We start from the raw sequence: 18,277 nt of genomic DNA on the forward strand, positions 1-18,277 counted from the left end.
GACTTTGGTCGGTGTTATAAAAAACATATTTAAATTGCAACGTCGCGATGAAAAGCCCGAGATGACGGGCGGTTCAGTGTCTTTCAATCGTCACAAACTACTCGTATGTCCACACTTGGGTGGGATTTCGTTGTTCGTCAACTGCAACAAAGGTGAACACACCACGTATGGCATGCTCTCGATGGTCTTGATACATGTCTTCGACATAGATATTCACTTCAACTTTCAATGAGGTGTTACCGACATGGATCACCCGCGCGATCAGTTCGGCTAATGTGCCTGCGGGGATCGGTTTTTTAAAATCGATTCTATCGGAACTCACAGTTACTAAGGTTTTACGGCAAAAACGAGTCGCAGCGATAAAGGCTGTTTCATCCATCCACGCTAAAGCTTCACCACCAAATAAGGTATTGTGATGATTGGTGATAGATGGAAATACCGCCTTGATAACCCGCGCTTCTGAGGAATCGATTCGCGTTTGAATCGCTTCTGGGAATTGTGCTTCAGGAGGTTCGGTTCGGGAGGTACTTTCGGTGTTTGGAGAAATGGGCGTAAGCGACATACAGCAACCTAAGGTAATGCAGCAAAATAAGGCAGAATTATAGAGATTTTTAATTCTTAAAGATAGAAATGTACTGGCTTTAACACTCATTAAGAATGTGGCTGAAGATTCTTAAACCGCTCTTAATAAAAAAACCGATCTAAGATCGGTTTTTTTATTGGAAAACGTATATCGCTTCGGACATTTTTTCGAGCGTCAGGCTTATTTCGCTAACAGTGCTTTTCGCTCGCGGGAAGCGGCTGCCAGTTTACGCAGCAGGACTTCTGAGTCATCCCAATGTAAGCAGGCATCGGTGATGCTTTGGCCATAACAGAGTGGTTGGTCTGCAACGACTTTCTGGTTGCCTTCCTGTAAGAAGCTTTCAGCCATAATACCGGCGATGGCAGTGCTGCCTGCCCGCATTTGCGCCATGATTTCATCGGCGACGTTAAGCTGCTTAAGGTGATTCTTCTCACTGTTACCGTGGCTGAAATCAACCACCATACGTTGAGTGACCCCAACAGAGGCAAGTTGTTGGCGTGCTTTTTCGATATCTTCGGTGTGGTAATTAGGCGTTTTGCCGCCGCGCAGAATGATATGACCAAACGGATTACCGTGGGTGCGATAAACAGCCATCGCGCCATCTTTATCCGGTGAATAGAAAATATGCGGAACTTGTGCGGCGCGCACTGCATCGACGGCGATGTTGATATTGCCATCGGTACCGTTTTTAAAACCAACAGGGCAAGACAGTGCCGAAGCCATTTCACGGTGAACTTGGCTTTCAGTGGTGCGCGCGCCAATTGCGCCCCAAGTGATGAGATCGGCGATGTACTGGCCGTTCACCATATCTAAAAATTCCGTGGCAATAGGTAATTTTAATTCAGTGATTTGTTGCAGTAGCTCGCGAGCAATGCGTAAGCCTTTGTTTGGCTCGAAACTGCCATCAAGATCGGGATCAGAAATTAATCCTTTCCAGCCAACAATCGTGCGAGGTTTCTCAAAATAGACCCGCATTAAGATGCACAAATCATCTTTCAATTCTTGATGTAATGCGGCTAAGCGCTGCGCATAATCTAATGCCGCTTTGGTATCGTGGATTGAGCAGGGGCCTATGATCACCAAAAGACGTTGGTCTTCACCCATAATAATGGTTTCGACTTCACGACGTTGCTGAACCAGATAATCGGCCGCATCTTGAGTTAATGGGAACTCAGATGCCAGTTGCGCAGGTGAGATGACTTTTGCTAATAAGGAAGTGCGTAGTTCGTCTGTTTTTATGGTCATTCAAAATACCGAGCTTGCGTGCGGCGCTTTTCGCCAGATTGCCTCGGATTATAACGAATCGAACCGAGTTGCACAGCGCCAATTGTGTTAATTGTCGGCAACTGTGCAATGAATTTGATTTAAGTTAGATTCATTTAAGCTAAATTCACTCGGTTTTTCTGGCTGCGTTTCACTCTGCAAGCTTAGAACATATGCCGTTCTAGGCCTGTGACATCTAAGATTTTGGTGGCAATTTCTTCCACGGAATGATTCGTCGTATCTATATAAGGAATGCGTTCACGTTTAAACAGCATTTCCACTTCTTTGACTTCTAAGCGGCACTGTTTGAGTGACGAGTAGCGGCTATTCTCCATTCGACTTTGACGGATTTCATGTAAACGCACGGGGTCAATCGTTAAACCAAACAGCTTTTTCTTATTGCGTTTCAACGCTTCAGGTAACTTGAGGTTATCCATATCATCTTCGGTGAAAGGGTAGTTTGCTGCTTTGATGCCGAACTGCATTGATAAATACAGGCTAGAGGGCGTTTTGCCACAGCGTGAGACCCCAAGTAGAACTAGATCGGCTTGATCCATGTGTTTCATGGTCTGGCCGTCATCATTATCCATGGCGAAATTAATGGCATCAATTCGCGCTTCATAGCCGTGATTGGCTTTTCCATGGGTGCGATGTAGCACCGGAGAAGCTGAAACCCCTAAATGTTGTTCGAGTGGTGCCACGAAAGTATTCAAAAAATCATAATCTAAGCCTTCACTCGAATAAATAATGTCGCGAATTTCTGGTTTGACGATGGAATGGAACACTAAGGGCCGTTCACCTGTTGTAATAAAACAATCATTAATTTGTCGCTTAACTTGCTCCGCTTTCGTGAGAGTTTCAACGAATGGAATTGTAAGTGACTCAAATTCTAATGGAAATTGCGAGAGAACTGCATGACCAAAAACTTCAGCTGTGATCGCTGTCCCGTCGGAGATATAGAATACTTTTGGTGCCATACTGACCTCTTGTAGTAATAAAATTACAAATAAAATTATAGATTTACGCGTGTTCGGCAGGAGTGTAAAATGCCGCTGCCCTCGTGTGAAGGGGCCACTGAAATAAACTTGCGGAGATAGAACTGTGCAGCAATACGTACTCTGGTATCAAGAATTAAGCATGGGTGACGTCAACTTAGTTGGCGGTAAAAATGCTTCTCTAGGCGAGATGATCAGCAATCTGGCCAATGCCGGTGTTCAAGTACCTGGCGGATTTGCGACAACTTCCCATGCGTTCAACGAGTTCCTTGAACAAAGCGGAGTTAACCAGAAGATTTATGACATTCTAGCCACACTGGATGTAGATGATGTCAATGCGCTGGCTAAAGTAGGTGCACAGATCAGGCAGTGGGTTATCGACACCCCATTTCAACCAGCATTAGAGCAAGCCATTCGTGAAGCTTACGATAAACTTGCCGCTGAAACTAGCGAAGCGTCATTCGCGGTACGTTCTTCTGCAACAGCAGAGGATATGCCAGATGCGTCTTTTGCGGGTCAGCAAGAAACTTTCCTAAACGTTAAAGGTTTTGAATCTGTACTGACGGCTATCAAGCACGTTTACGCTTCACTCTTTAACGACCGCGCGATTTCTTACCGTGTTCACCAAGGTTACGAACACCACGGTGTTGCCTTGTCTGCTGGCGTGCAACGCATGGTTCGTTCAGACAAAGCGGCTTCAGGTGTGATGTTCACTATGGACACTGAATCTGGCAATAACGATGTCGTGTTTATCACTTCATCTTTTGGTCTGGGTGAAATGGTTGTTCAAGGCGCGGTAAACCCTGATGAATTTTATGTTCACAAACCGATTTTAGCCTTAGGTCATAAGGCTGTTGTGCGCCGTAATATCGGTAGCAAGCTCATCCAAATGGTGTATTCAGATGATGCTGCTCACGGCAAACAAGTGAAAATTGAAGACGTGAGTGCTGACAAGCGTCGCCAATTCTCAATCAATGACGCTGAAGTCGAAGAATTAGCTAAGCAAGCTATGGTTATCGAAAAACATTACGGTCGTCCAATGGACATCGAATGGGCGAAAGACGGTAACGACGGCAAGCTGTATATCGTTCAAGCACGTCCAGAAACGGTTCGTAGCCGTGAAGATGTGCAATTAATTGAGCGTTATCACTTAAAGAGCCGTGGCGCTGTGATCTGTGAAGGTCGCGCTATCGGTCATAAAGTGGGTACTGGTGTAGCCAAAGTATTAACCTCAATCGCCGATATGGATCAAATCCAACCTGGCGACGTGTTAGTGACTGACATGACAGATCCAGATTGGGAACCTATCATGAAGCGCGCAAGTGCTATCGTCACAAACCGTGGCGGCCGTACCTGTCACGCGGCGATTATCGCCCGCGAATTGGGTGTGCCAGCAGTCGTAGGTTGTGGTGACGTAACTGACCGTATCAAGAATGGTCAAATCGTGACTGTGTCTTGCGCCGAAGGTGACACTGGCTTTATCTACGAAGGTAAACAAGAGTTTGAAGTGATTTCAAACCGTGTTGATTCTCTGCCTACATTGCCAATGAAAATCATGATGAACGTGGGTAACCCTGATCGTGCATTTGATTTTGCCCGTTTGCCAAACGAAGGCGTGGGTCTAGCGCGTTTAGAATTCATCATCAACCGTATGATCGGTATTCATCCAAAGGCACTGCTTGAGTTCAATCAACAAGACGCTGCGCTGCAAACTGAAATCAACGAGATGATCGCAGGTTATGAATCTCCAGTTGAGTTCTATATTGCCCGTCTGGTTGAAGGTATTGCGACTATTGGTTCAGCTTTCTATCCGAAGAAAGTGATCGTACGTATGTCAGACTTTAAGTCTAACGAATACGCAAACTTGGTTGGTGGTGACAGATACGAGCCAGAAGAAGAGAACCCAATGCTGGGCTTCCGCGGTGCGAGCCGTTATATCTCTGAATCCTTCCGTGACTGTTTTGCCCTTGAGTGTGAAGCGATCAAACGCGTTCGTAATGACATGGGGCTGAAAAACGTTGAAGTTATGATCCCATTCGTTCGCACAGTGAAAGAAGCTGAGCAAGTGGTTGGTCTGCTCAAAGAGCAAGGTTTAGAGCGTGGTAAAGACGGTTTACGTGTCATCATGATGTGTGAAGTGCCTTCAAACGCCCTGTTAGCAGACCAATTCCTTGAGCATTTCGATGGCTTCTCTATCGGCTCAAACGATTTAACTCAGCTGACACTCGGCCTTGACCGTGACTCAGGTATCATTAGCCATTTATTCGATGAGCGTGATGAAGCCGTTAAAATGCTACTCTCATTAGCCATTAAAGCGGCTAAAGCGAAGGGCGCTTACATAGGTATTTGTGGTCAAGGTCCTTCAGATCACGCTGATTTTGCCGCTTGGTTGGTAGAACAAGGCATAGATACAGTGTCATTAAACCCTGATACTGTGATTGATACTTGGTTGTATTTAGCCGAAGCGCACGGTTGATCTAGATAGTAATTTTATAAACTTGTTAAAAAAGCCGCTTTTTAGCGGCTTTTTTTTGTTTATAATGGCGCCATAACGATAATTGACAGAAGCCATCTATGCTACCCCTGCTATCACATCAACAAACATTAGAGCCAGTGTATTTGGCATACCTTGATGCACTGGAGCAAAGTGAGTATTCCGGTGATATAGACAAACGTTACAGCGCCCGTTTAGTGCAAGCCACCGACAACTCTGTATATCAATTTTTGCCTCAAGCCGTGCTTTATCCTAAAAATCAGCAGGATATTCAAATTGCATTGACGCTGGCCGCCAGCGACGCATTTCGCAGCGTGACCTTTAGTGCGCGGGGCGGTGGTACGGGCACCAACGGACAATCTCTCACCCATGGTTTGATTTTAGATGTGTCGCGTTACATGAACCGCGTGCTCGAAGTGAATGCTGAGCAAGGTTGGGTGCGAGTTGAAGCTGGTGTCGTTAAAGATGCGCTCAACGATGTATTGCGTCCCCATGGATTCTTTTTTAGTCCCGATTTATCCACCTCAAACCGCGCCACAATTGGCGGCATGATTAATACCGATGCCTCGGGTGCGGGCTCACTGGTTTATGGTAAGACCTCAGATCACGTGCTGGCGCTACGCAGTGTGTTGATTGATGGCAGTGTGCTGGATACGCATCCCCTAGATGCGGGACTACTGTGTAACCCAGATAACGTCAGTGATAATCCGCTGGGGCAGAAACTGATTTCTGCTGTGGCGGCGGTATGCCGCGAAAAGCGTACTCAGATTGAAAACCAATTTCCTAAACTTAACCGTTTCCTCACTGGCTATGACTTAAAACACGTGTGGAACGACAGCCTGACACAATTCGATTTATCTCGGATTTTAACGGGCTCAGAGGGCACGCTTGCGGTAATAACCGAAGCTAAACTCAATCTCACCCCGCTGCCGACCGAGCGCGCTATGGTGAACATTAAGTACGATTCGTTCCAATCGGCATTGCGTCATGCGCCATCCTTAGTCGCCGCGCGGGCGACTGTGGTCGAAACCGTCGATTCAAAAGTGCTGAATTTAGCCCGTGAAGATATTGTCTGGCACTCGGTATCTGATCTGATCCAAGAAGTGCCGGGTAAAGTCATCGACGGCCTCAATATGGTCGAATTTGCTGGTGACACAGTAGAGGTTGAGCAAAAGCTTGCGAGTCTTGAAGCTGTCTTGACTGAGCAGATCAGCAAAGGCGAGTGCGGCGTATTGGGTTACCAAGTGACGCAAGACAAGCCAAGCATCGAAAAAATATACGGCATGCGCAAAAAAGCCGTTGGCTTACTCGGCGCCACTAAAGGACGTCGTAAACCTATCGCTTTTGCGGAAGATACTGCGGTGCCGCCCGAAAAACTCGCCGATTATATTATGGAGTTTCGCGCAGTACTCGATGGCCATAATCTGCAATACGGTATGTTCGGTCATGTGGATGCGGGCGTGTTGCATGTACGGCCCGCACTCGATATGTGCGATGTTGAAGATGAAAAACTACTGCGGGTCATTTCCGATCAAGTGGCTGCACTGACGCTTAAATATGGCGGCCTGATGTGGGGCGAGCACGGTAAAGGCGTGCGTGGTGAATACGGTCCTGCTGTCTTTGGTGATGAATTATACGGCGTTCTACAAGATATCAAAGGCTTGTTCGACCCCGACAACCGATTAAACCCCGGCAAGCTGGTGGCGCCTAAACAGACTGGCTCCCTCTATTACGATGTTGACAGTGTTAAGCGCGGTAAATTTGACCGACAAATTCCCATCGAAGTACGTGATGCGTTCCCCGATGTGATGAATTGTAACGGCAACGGCCTGTGTTTTAATTACAGTAGCTATTCGCCCATGTGCCCATCGTTTAAGGTGACAGGCGATAGAGTACAGTCGCCTAAGGGACGTGCAGGACTCATGAGAGAGTGGCTCAGGCTGCTGGAGGCTGAAGGGGTTGATGTCAACGCACTGGCAAAAGCAAAGCCCTTAGGTTTGCTGCAGCGCGTTCAAAATACCCTGAACGCCCAGCGCGATTATGATTATTCCCACGAAGTGATGGAATCGCTCAAGGGCTGTTTGGCCTGTAAAGCCTGCTCTGGGCAATGTCCGGTCAAAGTGGATGTGCCTAAGTTTAGGGCGCAGTTCTTTAATATTTACTATCAACGCTATTTAAGACCGGCGAAGGACTATCTTGTTGCAGGTATCGAAGATAGCTTGCCATTAATGGCCGCTGCACCGCGTCTTACTAACTTTGCCGCGCAAAATCCATTGAGCCAATGGGTGATTAAAAAGGCGATTGGTTACGTGGACGCGCCTGCGTTATCTGTGCCGACCTTGAAGCAAAGACTCGATGGTCATGCAAGCCGTGGTTACGACTTAGCTGCACTGCAGGCTATCCCAGAAGAGGCGCGCTCACAGTTTGTGCTGGTGGTGCAAGATCCCTTTAACAGTTTCTATGACTCAGGTCTTGTGCTGCGCTTTATCCAGTTGATTGAAAAGCTTGGTTTAAAACCTGTGTTGTTGCCCTATAAACCCAATGGAAAGCCAACGCATATCAAGGGATTTTTAGATAAGTTCGCGAAAACTGCGCAGTCGAGTGCGGACTTTTTGAACCAAGTCCATAAACTGGGCATGCCTATGGTCGGTATCGATCCTGCCTTAGTCTTGTGTTATCGCGACGAATACCGTGAAGTCTTAGGCGCTAATCGCGGTCATTTTGAGGTTAAGTTAGCCAACGAATGGCTACTTAATGTCATCAAGGATCTACCCGCGAAAGCGCCACAAGATAAGCAATATACCTGGTTTAGTCATTGCACTGAATCGACGGCCAAGCCAAATACCGCCAATGAGTGGACTAAAATATTTGCCCATTTTGGTGCTAAGTTAAGCGCAGTCAATTTAGGTTGTTGTGGTATGGCCGGAACCTACGGTCATGAGGCGGAAAACCTCGAGCGCTCTAAAGCTTTGTTTGAGATGTCTTGGCAGCAAACTCTCGCTAAGATTGAACAGCCGCAAGTGTTAGTGTCGGGCTATTCTTGCCGTACTCAAGTGAAACGTTTTGCCGGTTACAAGCCAAAACATCCACTTGAGGCCTTGCTTGAGTTAGCAAATATATAGTGGTGTTTATCACTTAGCTAGCGAGCTTGTCATTATCCTCACTGGCATATCTAAGTGTTGAATGTCACACTAAAGCCAGCCGCAAGGCTGGTTTTTTTATGGACGACGGAGGCCTAGATGGAAAAGATGACTGACAGTATTCAACACACACTCCAACAATTCGCCGCCGATAGCGCATTAACGACAGTAGCGCCGCTCTGCAGTGACGTCCCACTATTTGACATTAACGCCTTGGGTGATTGGACATATCTAGGTACATCGCTGCCAGCAAAGTTTGCTAAGTTGTTCGCCAGTATTTTGCATTGCATCGATGATGAGTATTTCTTAATTACCCCAGTGGAAAAGGTGCGAGTGCAGGTTGAAGATGCGCCTCTGCTGATTGTCGATTTCGAGCGAGCGCAACCTCATTCTCTGCTCAATGTGAGCACCAGTATTGACACTCTGCACCACAATGTGGATATAAAGCAGATGAAGCTCACCGATGACAGTGTTTATTTGCCGCTTGAGCGTGGGTTATGGGGAAAATTAGGCCGTGCTTGTTACTATAATTTTGTGAATGAATTCAATTTATCTGATCTAAATGAGCTGTGAGTTCGTAGGTTAATCGCATAATTAGCTGTGGTGTTAGCTAGTTTATTGCGGGTTAAGTGGTAGTATTAAAACTGACTCTGGCTTCTTATAATGGCGCACAGGGTAAGTGAAAACGCGTTAAAACCTTTGTTGTAGGAGGTGCTGTTTGAATCGTCATGAAAGCTTAGGCTATCTTGTTTCCCACTTAAATATCGAGCTGCAAAATGAGCTTGATCTGCATCTTAAGCGATATCAACTCGATATAAAACTGTGGCCTGTGCTGTTTGCTTTGTGGCAAGAGGAGGGTATCAGTCAAACTGAATTGTCTAAGCGTTGCGATGTGGCAAATTACACGATGACGCGTTTACTCGATCAGTTACAGGTACAAGGTCTTATTACCCGCCATCAAGAAGCCGATAATCGGCGCGCCTTTCAAATCTTTTTGACCGATGAAGCCAAAGCGTTAGAGCAAGATCTGATTTGCGAAGCTGAGCGGGTCAACGAAAAGTTCCTGTCTAACCTCAGTGATGAGGAGCAGCAGCAGTTTGTCTTACTATTAAATAAAATCAATCGCTTGGCTTAATGATACGGATTCATTCGGTATGGAGGGATACTGCGGTTTAGCCGTTTTCACTGCTATCTGTATGTGATTGTCTAAATTCATTTTCTCCAGTTTAATCCCATCATTCATCTGTCACTTCGCGGGATTAAACTGGCTCAATCAATTCAAGTAAAGTGCAAAGACGCAGAGTAGGCTGACGGCTATTACTGAGTGTTGCAAATAACGGCGGCTGGCTAACAAATTTTCTTTGCCTTGTTTTAGGCTGGCGACGAGTGTGTGCTGCTTATAAATTCGGCACATTAACTCATCTGTTTGGGGATCGATAAGCAGTTCGAACTTGCAAGGTGCGCCGTCTTTAAGTTGAATAGTATGTTCGCTCTGAGGCTTAAAATTCAGCTTGTGCGACACCATCTGGCCGTTGACAAAGACCCGCTCTAAACCGCTCCAATTACTGGCTTGCAGTTCAACTACATCTTGGTTGAGATCATACTTGAAACGGATCATAGCGCTATCCTGTGCTGGGACCTGAGAGGCTAATTCAAGCAGACAAATATGACGTTTTCCAGCGTGATTTAATGAATATTCTGTGTCGAAATTAAAAGCGCGGCTAAACCATGAGCTTAGCGCTAGATTAAATTTTAGATAACAAAAAAGCGACTAGAGGTCGCTTTTGGGGATGTTACACGAGTAGGTAAATTACTTTTTAGCGGCTTCGATAATGGCTTTGGCCATTTCATCAGCCACAGCGCCGGTTGTACGGTTCTGTGCATCAGCTTGGCTGAAGATTTTCAGCAGTGTGTTGTAAATTTCTTCTACTTTGGCGGTAGACTTTGCGGCGTCGTAATCTTTTTCGAATGACACATTGATAATGCCGCCAGCGTTGATCACATAGTCTGGCGCGTACAGTATGCCCATTTCTTTCAGCTGTTCGCCGTGGCGTACTTCAGCTAATTGGTTGTTGGCACAGCCAGCAACAATTTTGGCTTTCAGTTGCGGTAAGGTCGCATCGTTTAAAGTTGCGCCAAGGGCACAAGGAGCATACACATCTACATCTTGCGCGTAGATTTCTTGAGGCGCGACAACAATAGCACCAAAGTCGGTAGCGACTTTGTCCAACGAGGCTTGATGAATGTCGGTAACAATCAGTTCAGCACCTTCGTTATGCAAGTGTTTGCACAGGTAATAGCCAACGTGACCTACGCCTTGAACGGCGATTTTAAGGCCTCTAAGGCTGTCTAAACCGAGTCTATGTTTAACCGCAGCCTTGATGCCTAAATAAGTGCCAAGGGCGGTGAACGGTGACGGATCGCCACTCTTGCCTTCAAGACCTGCCATATAAGGGGTTTCTTCATGGGCAATCATGATATCTGCTGTGGTTGTACCGACGTCTTCAGCGGAATAATAGCGGCCGCCAAGGCTATTAATGAAACGGCCAAAAGCGCGGAATAGGGCTTCGCGGTCTTGTCTTTTTGGATCGGCGATGATCACTGATTTGCCGCCGCCCATGGTTAAACCGGCAAGGGCGTTTTTGTAAGTCATGCCACGAGATAGGCGTAATACGTCAGTCAGGGCTTCATCATCCGATTGGTAATTCCACATCCGGCAACCACCCACAGCAGGGCCAAGGTTGGTGTTATGGATGGCGACAATGGCCTTTAAGCCACTTTCTTTATCATGACAGAATACGACCTGTTCATGTTCGTCAAAGGATACATGATTAAATACAGCCACGTGAATTTCTCCGCTATACACAATGAAAAAGCCGACGAGGTGAGTCCCCATCGACTGCTTGTTATATTTATTGCAGAACCATAGCATTTAGCGATACTCTCAACCATGCATAATGACCGAATAAATACATTATTTGTGGCAATTTAGCTTTCCACTTTACGTAAACGTAAGCTTTGCGGTTGAAAATGGATTGTACTGAATTTAATGTCACAAATAGAATGAATCGCGCACTGATCCAAAGAATTAGGTTCGCGTTATAACAATAAGATAGGACGGAAGTATGACTGAACAAGCTGTCGACCAAACTCAACAGAATTTATCAGCTGAAGAAGTGGAAAAGCTGCGTCAAGAGTGGGTCAGAACTCAATTTCAAAAAGCCAATCGTTTCCTCGCTGAAAAAGGCGTGATCCCAAGTAAAGTCTTGGCCGATGAAAGTCGTTATCTTGCGCCTTACATGGCGATTTGGAAAATGGAATCAAAGCGTCCCAGCAACAAAACCTATTGGGTGATGTCGGGCGATTTACCATCGGATTTCGTCGATGTGAAAGTGGCGGCAACGGCCCGTGATGCGGTGCGTCATTTCTCTATGATGTGGCAAATGCAGGCGGAAAACTTGGTACGTTCAGGTGCAACCCGTGATGCCACGCAGGCCAAATTTGCGCAATTACTGGTATCGCGCGCCGAGAGTTTATATCGTATGCACAATGACGATAAGCTGTGGAATGCCTAAGCTCAAATGAGTTGAGGATTGTATTGTGAGATAGTATTAAGTTAATACAGTCACTTGTGTTGATTGATACTGATAATTGAAATAACAATAAGGCACTCAATTGAGTGCCTTTTTTATACCGACTTTTATGTTAATTTCCTATATTAAGAACAAGGTCATCAAGCAAAGTCGATAGGGGTTATTCTTCGCTGTCGCTTAAGTAGTAGAAACCTTGATTGATGAGTTTCAATAGTAAGGCTTGAACTTCTTCATGCTGACAGATTTCAGTTGCTTCATCGGCGCTTAAGCTCACGTTATCGCTCAACTGTGCGATAACGTCTACCGGTGTATTTAGCAATTCGTGCACATCACCATTGATGAATAATCGCGGCGTGGCGTCATTTTCAAGGCGCAATACTTTCAAACCGCCGATACGGCTGATGCCAGCACCTTGGGCGAAGGCATCTTGCAAATCTTCAATGTTGTAAGCTTCTTCGCCTTCACACAAGTCAAGCTCGAAACGGTTTTGACTAAGCAACTTGCCCAACACGATTTGATAACAATTGGGATCTTGGCTCAGCTGACTCAAGAGTGACATGATGCCCACTTGATGATCTTGGCTGACAATACCCGCTGAACTCGGTTCAGTTTGCGACGTGAAACGCTGCTGACCTAAGTTATTGTCGAGCAGGTAATCGGCGACTTCACTGATCAGTTCTTGCTGGCTAGGAGCGCGGAAACCAATCGAGTAACTCATTGCCACAGTTAGGGTTTCGCCGCAGTGTGGGAAACCGGGTGGAATATAAAGCATGTCGCCTTTTTCTAACACCACATCGATAATTGGCGTGAAGTCTTCAACCAGCGGCGAGTTTGGATTGCCACCGCGGCGTTGTTGCGGGGTATTGTCACCCACAGTCCAGCGACGCTCACCTTCGCCTTGAATGATAAACACATCGTAGTTATCGACGTGCGGACCCACACCGCCACTTGGGGTTGCAAATGAGGCCATCAAGTCATCGAAACGCCAGTCAGGTAAAAAGCGTAGCGCTTCAACTAATGGCTGCGAATCGGGATACCAATGATTGACTGCTTGCACTAGTAACTGCCAATGGGTTTCGCCATAGCTGTCGTAATCTTCAAACGGGCCTTGAACCACTTCCCAGTTATCATCTTTGGTGACGACGATACGCGAAGAGATTTCTTCTTCACAGGCAAGGCCTGCTAATTCATCGGCACTGATCGGATCTTCAAACTGCGGAAACGCTTTTTTGATCAGCAGGGGTTTCTTTTGCCAGTATTCACTAAGAAACTGGGCGATATCGAGATTGAGTGTATACATAGTGTTAAAAAAGGCGACCACATCGCGCAGATGTGAGTCGCCTTAATCCTTATTTTTGTTTATGAAAGAGTATTGTCCATCGCCAATTTCAGCTAATAACTAATTTCAGTTAAAAACTAAGTTCAGTTAAAAACTTACTTAAGTTCGTCGACAAACGTTTCTGCGCGACCAATGTAATTGGCTGGCGTCATTTTCTTCAGTTCAGCTTTCACTGAGTCTGGTAATTCAAGTCCGTCAATAAACACTGACAGTTGCTGCGCGTCGATACGTTTACCGCGCGTCAATTCTTTTAATTTTTCGTATGGCTTTTCAATACCATAACGACGCATTACCGTTTGTACGGGTTCTGCTAACACTTCCCAGTTGTGATCTAACTCATCACGCAGATGCGCTTCGTTAACTTCTAACTTGCTGATGCCTTTTAAGGTCGCTTGATACGCGATCAACGCATGGGCAATACCTACACCTAAGTTACGCAGCACAGTTGAGTCAGTTAAGTCACGTTGCCATCTTGATAACGGCAGCTTAGACGCTAAATGTTGCATCAGGGCGTTAGCGATACCTAAGTTACCTTCAGAGTTTTCAAAATCGATGGGGTTAACTTTGTGCGGCATAGTCGATGAACCGATTTCACCGGCGATAGTGCGTTGTTTGAAGTGACCTAGGGCGATGTAACCCCAAATATCACGGTCAAAGTCAATCAGCACAGTGTTGAAACGGGCAACCGCATCAAACAATTCGGCAATGTAATCGTGTGGCTCGATTTGCGTCGTGTAGGCATTCCAGTGCAAGCCAAGGCTAGTCACAAAACGCTCAGATAGCTCATGCCAGTTAACTTCAGGGTAGGCTGACAGGTGAGCATTGTAGTTACCTACGGCACCGTTCAGTTTGCCCATGATTTCAACATTGGCGATTTGTTTGATTTGACGTTCAAGGCGCACTGCGACGTTCGCCATCTCTTTACCAAGTGTTGAAGGTGAAGCAGGTTGGCCATGGGTGCGTGACATTAATGGCACAGAGCGATATTCAATCGCCAGCTTTTTAATCGCAGTCAGCAACTCGTTGCAGTATGGCAGTAATACTTGCTCACGGGCTTCAGTCAACATTAAACCGTGGCTTAAGTTGTTGATATCTTCGGAAGTACAGGCAAAGTGAACAAACTCACCAACCGCTGCTAACTCGGCATTACCCGCGATTTTTTCTTTGATAAAGTATTCAACTGCTTTCACATCGTGGTTAGTGGTGCTTTCGATAGCCTTAACACGCAGCGCATCTTGTTCGTTGAAATTGTCTTTAATACCATCGAGCACGGCGATAGCTGACGCGCTCAATGTTGGCACTTCGCTAATGTCTGGGCAGTCTGCTAACAGTTTTAGCCAATTGATTTCAACCTGAACACGGTACTTGGTAAGACCGAACTCGCTGAAAATCCCTCTCAATGACGCGGTTTTACTACCATAACGACCGTCTACCGGAGAGATAGCAGTTAGTGCGGAAAGATCCATGTGAAGCTCCTTGATGAACGCTAATTTTATTATAGGGTAAGACTTTTCTTGGCTGTATCGACTATGGCTTTGCGGGCGAAGACTAAGTGTCGACGCTTACCGCCTAGTTGGCGCCACAGTACAGCGCTGCGCATGGCCGCAAGCAGCAGAGCGCGAATTTTTTGTTGTACGATAGGGCGTTGCAAGCACACTGGATTACCAGAGATTTGGATTTTTGGCCCTAAATTACTGATGATGTCACTGTAAATGCTGGCAAGATTGGCAATCACTTGTTCATCTGTGATCGCAAAATGATGTAGCTGGCGATTCACTTGATTAATGCGCTCGGCCAACATGCCTAAACCGCTGTTAGAGCGAACTAATTTTCGCTCTAACGCCAACACGCCAACTAAATAGCGGGTGATTTCAACATCTTTTTGACTGCTGTCACCGAGCTGATTCAAGATCAGCTTGTAGCCTTTTTGCAATACGATTTTGTCTTGGTAGACATCGGGCGTATTGTCAGGATTAGTGACGAGAATGGTGTTTAAGCTCGCCGCGAGCTCGGCATTATCTAATTCGCCATGGCGGGCTAAATGTTGAACTTGGGCAATGGCTTGCAGTATGCCCGCAAACGCCATGGTCCGATTAACTAATTGCTCGTTCACGCTTTACCCTCGGATCAATTGATCTATGATGCCGCCACCTAAGCAGACTTCACCATCATAAAATACCGCAGACTGTCCTGGCGTCACCGCCGCAACAGGTTCATCGAAGACCACGCGTAAGGTGTGTTCATCTGTGTAGGTAAGAGTACAAGGCACATCTTGTTGGCGATAACGGGTTTTCACTGCGATATGACAGCCATCGATAGGTCCGGTTCTATCCACCCAATGCAGTTGGTTAACTGTCATGCCGGTCGACATCAAACGAGGATGGTGTCCGCCTTGACCTACGATCAATACGTTACGCTCAAGATCTTTATCGACAACATACCAAGGATCGTCATTGCTGTTTTTCATACCGCCAATGCCTAGGCCTTTACGCTGGCCTAAGGTGTGGTACATCAGCCCTTGGTGCGTGCCTATGATTTCACCTTCTGGGGTTTCGATATTACCAGGCTGCGCCGGTAAATAAGTGCCCAGGAATTCAGTGAACTTGCGCTCACCGATAAAACAGATGCCGGTGCTGTCTTTTTTATCATGGGTGATTAGGCCCATTTCTTTTGCGATTTCACGTACTTCATGTTTTTCCAATTCACCGACAGGGAACAGACTTCGAGCCACTTGCTCGTGGCTAAGGGTGTAGAGGAAATAACTTTGATCTTTATTGCCATCGACGCCACGGAGCATTTGTGTGCTGCCATCGCTAATATCGCGGCGGCGCACATAGTGGCCCATGGCGATGTAATCGGCGTCGAGGATTTCGTCGGCAAATTCTAAAAATGCCTTAAATTTGATTTCTTTGTTACACATGATATCGGGATTTGGCGTGCGGCCCGCTTTGTATTCAGCGAGGAAATACTCAAAGACATTGTCCCAATATTCGGCAGCAAAGTTGACTGTGTGTAGCTTGATCCCAAGCTTGTCACATACGGCTTGGGCATCTTTTAAATCTTCTGCGGCAGCGCAGTACTCGTTGTTATCATCTTCTTCCCAGTTCTTCATGAAAAGGCCTTCAACCTGATAGCCTTGCTGCATAAGCAAATAGGCTGAAACAGATGAATCTACACCGCCGGACATGCCGACAATGACTTTTTTTCCTGTATGAGTGGGTTCGATTAATGTCATAGATCCTAAAACCATTGAGTATGTGTGTTGGCTAGGTTGTTGACGTTAAGCCGCGACATTGAGCGCGTAACAAAAAGTGCCTAACCTAGCTTAAAAAATATGGGCTAGCGTTAAATCCAAGCTAACTTAAAGAGCTAACTTAAAAATTTGGGTGTAGTGCGAGCTAACAGTAAAACTCGTATTTACGGCCTACTGTACAGTCTATTATTTTGCCACGTAGAGGCCGCTAGGCACTAGCACATGCATAAGTTTAACAAGCCGTTTATGCGGGGCGGTATTCTATCACGCCTTACTCGCTTGGGCTATCGTGAGGCGGTCACTATTGAGTAAGGAGAGGGGATAAGTTTGGCCCTGTTGTGCGTTATTAAGATAGTCTTTTAGGCAATCGAGCACTAAGGGGCTGCGCAGTAAAGATGACTTGGCTTCTATCTGTGCAAAACTCAGCCAGTGCGCACTGTGGATAGCGTTGTCCTGCGGCGCAGGTGAGGGCATATCATTTAACTGCACGAAGAAAGTAAAGCGCACAAAGGCTAAGTCTTCACTGGCGCTAAATTGATAGATGCCGACGAGTCCTTGGGGGTTAAGTGATAACCCCGTTTCCTCAAATACTTCGCGCTCACAGGCTTGGATTAAGCTTTCATTTGCTTCTAAGTGGCCAGCAGGCTGATTAAAGCGCTGCTCGCCATCAATCCACTCTTCCACCATCAGATACTTATCCTGTGAAGTCGCATGAATAATACAAGCGACGGTCACATTGGGTTTATATCGTTGACTCATAGTGCCTCCTTTGAGTGGACATGGTGCCACTTTTTAGTGGCGTTGAGCGCAGAAACTTGGCTGAAAGTTAGACTTCATCACCTAGGCGGATGCATTTGTGCTCACCCGATGGCAAATTATCTAGACTCCATTGGCCTATTTTATAACGGATTAATCTTAAGGTCGGAAAACCGATATGCGCTGTCATGCGTCTGACTTGGCGGTTGCGGCCTTCATGAATTTGGATTTCTAGCCAAGTTGTTGGGATATTTTTGCGCTCTCTCACCGGTGGATTACGTGGCCAAACGTCGGGTGAATCCATGATTTTGACTTTAGCTGGCAGCGTCATACCATCATTTAATTCAACACCTTGGCGCAGTTTCGTCAGTGCATCTTCCGTCGGCACGCCTTCTACTTGCACCCAATAGGTTTTAAAGGTTTTCTTTTTCGGTTCTGTCAGTCTTGCCTGTAATTGACCGTCATTGGTCAGCAGCAACAAGCCCTCACTGTCTCTGTCTAAGCGGCCTGCGGCATACACGTCAGCAATGGGAATATAGTCTTTTAGAGTTTTGCGACCTTGTTCATCGGTAAACTGGCAAAGTACATCAAAAGGCTTATTAAACAGCACGATAATCGGTGCGAGCGTTTGGCTCTGCACCGGTTTTGCCGCTGCAATTGCGCGTCGATTAGGATTTTTAAAGGGTTCTTTCTTTAAACTGCCATTGGCATTACGTGCTGGCGCCACTTTGCTATCTACGGCGGTAGCGCGGTTGGCAGGGCCTCTGCTCGCGGACTTAGCGGGTTTAATCGTGCTCTTGGCTGGGGAACTGGCGCTTGAATTGGCACGTTTAGGTGGAAACTTGTTTTTGTTCATACTTT

16 protein-coding genes are annotated in these 18,277 nt (G+C 46.3%); 5 read left to right on the forward strand and 11 right to left on the reverse strand.

The window, feature by feature from the left end:
* Positions 1-97 precede the first annotated feature (97 nt).
* The 3 genes from Q4Q46_RS08595 to ppsR form a co-directional block, all read right to left on the reverse strand.
* Positions 98-562 (reverse strand): acyl-CoA thioesterase, encoded by a 465-nt coding sequence (locus Q4Q46_RS08595; RefSeq protein WP_311905719.1) that lies wholly within the window; start codon positions 560-562, stop codon positions 98-100.
* A 201-nt stretch (positions 563-763) separates the two neighbouring features.
* Positions 764-1,828 carry a 3-deoxy-7-phosphoheptulonate synthase gene (locus Q4Q46_RS08600; RefSeq protein WP_311905720.1) on the reverse strand — a complete coding sequence of 355 codons (1,065 nt, stop codon included), beginning with the start codon at positions 1,826-1,828 and terminating at the stop codon, positions 764-766.
* Between the two features lie 182 nt (positions 1,829-2,010).
* Positions 2,011-2,823: a posphoenolpyruvate synthetase regulatory kinase/phosphorylase PpsR gene (gene ppsR, locus Q4Q46_RS08605; RefSeq protein ID WP_106650736.1), complete on the reverse strand. Its 813-nt coding sequence runs from the start codon at positions 2,821-2,823 to the stop codon at positions 2,011-2,013.
* Positions 2,824-2,947: 124 nt separating this feature from the next.
* Between ppsR and ppsA the strand changes: the two genes are divergently transcribed.
* From ppsA to Q4Q46_RS08625, 4 genes are all read left to right on the forward strand, one after another.
* On the forward strand, positions 2,948-5,317 hold the full coding sequence (gene ppsA / locus Q4Q46_RS08610; RefSeq protein ID WP_311905721.1) for a phosphoenolpyruvate synthase: 2,370 nt from the start codon (positions 2,948-2,950) through the stop codon (positions 5,315-5,317).
* Positions 5,318-5,415: 98 nt separating this feature from the next.
* On the forward strand, positions 5,416-8,457 hold the full coding sequence (ydiJ, locus tag Q4Q46_RS08615) for a D-2-hydroxyglutarate dehydrogenase YdiJ (RefSeq protein ID WP_311905722.1): 3,042 nt from the start codon (positions 5,416-5,418) through the stop codon (positions 8,455-8,457).
* 117 nt (positions 8,458-8,574) lie between these two features.
* Positions 8,575-9,048: a DUF1285 domain-containing protein gene (locus Q4Q46_RS08620; protein WP_311905723.1), complete on the forward strand. Its 474-nt coding sequence runs from the start codon at positions 8,575-8,577 to the stop codon at positions 9,046-9,048.
* Positions 9,049-9,193: 145 nt separating this feature from the next.
* Positions 9,194-9,610 (forward strand): MarR family winged helix-turn-helix transcriptional regulator, encoded by a 417-nt coding sequence (locus tag Q4Q46_RS08625; RefSeq protein WP_006081948.1) that lies wholly within the window; start codon positions 9,194-9,196, stop codon positions 9,608-9,610.
* Between the two features lie 138 nt (positions 9,611-9,748).
* Here Q4Q46_RS08625 and Q4Q46_RS08630 read toward each other — a convergent pair whose 3' ends face one another.
* Together Q4Q46_RS08630 and Q4Q46_RS08635 are read right to left on the reverse strand one after the other, a co-directional pair.
* Positions 9,749-10,093: a hypothetical protein gene (locus Q4Q46_RS08630; protein WP_006081947.1), complete on the reverse strand. Its 345-nt coding sequence runs from the start codon at positions 10,091-10,093 to the stop codon at positions 9,749-9,751.
* Between the two features lie 192 nt (positions 10,094-10,285).
* Positions 10,286-11,320 carry a Glu/Leu/Phe/Val dehydrogenase dimerization domain-containing protein gene (locus Q4Q46_RS08635; RefSeq protein WP_259585936.1) on the reverse strand — a complete coding sequence of 345 codons (1,035 nt, stop codon included), beginning with the start codon at positions 11,318-11,320 and terminating at the stop codon, positions 10,286-10,288.
* A 280-nt stretch (positions 11,321-11,600) separates the two neighbouring features.
* On the opposite strand from Q4Q46_RS08635, the gene Q4Q46_RS08640 reads away from it, so the two are divergent.
* The gene (locus Q4Q46_RS08640) at positions 11,601-12,050 is read left to right on the forward strand and encodes a DUF4826 family protein (protein ID WP_006081945.1); all 450 of its coding nucleotides are present in this window, start codon (positions 11,601-11,603) and stop codon (positions 12,048-12,050) included.
* Positions 12,051-12,228: 178 nt separating this feature from the next.
* Here Q4Q46_RS08640 and Q4Q46_RS08645 read toward each other — a convergent pair whose 3' ends face one another.
* The 6 genes from Q4Q46_RS08645 to rluE form a co-directional block, all read right to left on the reverse strand.
* A complete protein-coding gene (locus tag Q4Q46_RS08645; protein ID WP_311905724.1) occupies positions 12,229-13,368 on the reverse strand; it encodes a ribosomal protein uL16 3-hydroxylase in 1,140 nt (379 codons plus the stop codon).
* A 134-nt stretch (positions 13,369-13,502) separates the two neighbouring features.
* Entirely contained in the window at positions 13,503-14,873 is a 1,371-nt protein-coding gene (purB, locus tag Q4Q46_RS08650; protein ID WP_226058442.1) for an adenylosuccinate lyase, read from the reverse strand.
* Positions 14,874-14,902: 29 nt separating this feature from the next.
* Complete coding sequence (hflD, locus tag Q4Q46_RS08655) at positions 14,903-15,520, reverse strand: high frequency lysogenization protein HflD (protein WP_226058443.1); 618 nt, start codon at positions 15,518-15,520, stop codon at positions 14,903-14,905.
* 3 nt (positions 15,521-15,523) lie between these two features.
* Entirely contained in the window at positions 15,524-16,642 is a 1,119-nt protein-coding gene (gene mnmA, locus Q4Q46_RS08660; protein ID WP_311905725.1) for a tRNA 2-thiouridine(34) synthase MnmA, read from the reverse strand.
* Positions 16,643-16,924: 282 nt separating this feature from the next.
* Entirely contained in the window at positions 16,925-17,419 is a 495-nt protein-coding gene (locus tag Q4Q46_RS08665; protein ID WP_311905726.1) for an NUDIX hydrolase, read from the reverse strand.
* A 67-nt stretch (positions 17,420-17,486) separates the two neighbouring features.
* The gene (gene rluE, locus Q4Q46_RS08670; RefSeq protein ID WP_311905727.1) at positions 17,487-18,272 is read right to left on the reverse strand and encodes a 23S rRNA pseudouridine(2457) synthase RluE; all 786 of its coding nucleotides are present in this window, start codon (positions 18,270-18,272) and stop codon (positions 17,487-17,489) included.
* Between the last annotated feature and the right edge of the window lie 5 nt (positions 18,273-18,277).

This window comes from Shewanella vaxholmensis (assembly GCF_031932135.1).
Classification (GTDB): Bacteria; Pseudomonadota; Gammaproteobacteria; order Enterobacterales; family Shewanellaceae; genus Shewanella; species Shewanella hafniensis.

What these genes read in the sequence shown, in the direction of transcription:
- Q4Q46_RS08645 (WP_311905724.1), bottom strand. Translation starts at nt 13,368, where the DNA reads ATGTATACACTCAATCTCGATATCGCCCAGTTTCTTAGTGAATACTGG.
- Q4Q46_RS08665 (WP_311905726.1), bottom strand. Translation starts at nt 17,419, where the DNA reads ATGAGTCAACGATATAAACCCAATGTGACCGTCGCTTGTATTATTCAT.
- Q4Q46_RS08620 (WP_311905723.1), top strand. Translation starts at nt 8,575, where the DNA reads ATGGAAAAGATGACTGACAGTATTCAACACACACTCCAACAATTCGCC.
- Q4Q46_RS08640 (WP_006081945.1), top strand. Translation starts at nt 11,601, where the DNA reads ATGACTGAACAAGCTGTCGACCAAACTCAACAGAATTTATCAGCTGAA.
- rluE (WP_311905727.1), bottom strand. Translation starts at nt 18,272, where the DNA reads ATGAACAAAAACAAGTTTCCACCTAAACGTGCCAATTCAAGCGCCAGT.
- mnmA (WP_311905725.1), bottom strand. Translation starts at nt 16,642, where the DNA reads ATGACATTAATCGAACCCACTCATACAGGAAAAAAAGTCATTGTCGGC.
- ppsR (WP_106650736.1), bottom strand. Translation starts at nt 2,823, where the DNA reads ATGGCACCAAAAGTATTCTATATCTCCGACGGGACAGCGATCACAGCT.
- ydiJ (WP_311905722.1), top strand. Translation starts at nt 5,416, where the DNA reads ATGCTACCCCTGCTATCACATCAACAAACATTAGAGCCAGTGTATTTG.
- purB (WP_226058442.1), bottom strand. Translation starts at nt 14,873, where the DNA reads ATGGATCTTTCCGCACTAACTGCTATCTCTCCGGTAGACGGTCGTTAT.
- Q4Q46_RS08630 (WP_006081947.1), bottom strand. Translation starts at nt 10,093, where the DNA reads ATGATCCGTTTCAAGTATGATCTCAACCAAGATGTAGTTGAACTGCAA.
- Q4Q46_RS08600 (WP_311905720.1), bottom strand. Translation starts at nt 1,828, where the DNA reads ATGACCATAAAAACAGACGAACTACGCACTTCCTTATTAGCAAAAGTC.
- Q4Q46_RS08595 (WP_311905719.1), bottom strand. Translation starts at nt 562, where the DNA reads ATGTCGCTTACGCCCATTTCTCCAAACACCGAAAGTACCTCCCGAACC.